1 protein-coding gene is annotated in these 228 nt (G+C 62.3%); it reads left to right on the top strand.

The window, feature by feature from the left end; translation table 11 throughout:
• Positions 1 to 228: hypothetical protein (locus SB719_RS23160; RefSeq protein ID WP_412160193.1), on the top strand; the 228-nt coding region annotated here is incomplete at both ends.

Raw genomic sequence — 228 nt, 5'->3', positions numbered from 1 at the left:
CCGGTGTTCAGCCCACAGGAAATTGCCAGCTGGTCGTGGTTGCCCTTCGACGAACTGGCCTGGCGGGTAATGGCACCGTTTGTTGGCGATACCCTCGACGAGCCTACTCTCAGGGCGCTGGTCAGCGACAGCTATCGCGGGTTCCGCCACCGCGGCATTGCGCCGTTGCAGCAGCTTGGCCATAACGAATGGATCCTGCAGCTTTTCCATGGGCCTACCCGGTCCTCC

This window comes from Pantoea sp. SIMBA_079, assembly GCF_046940275.1.
GTDB lineage: Bacteria > Pseudomonadota > Gammaproteobacteria > Enterobacterales > Enterobacteriaceae > Pantoea > Pantoea borealis.
This window is presented reverse-complemented; position numbering and strand designations above follow the sequence as displayed.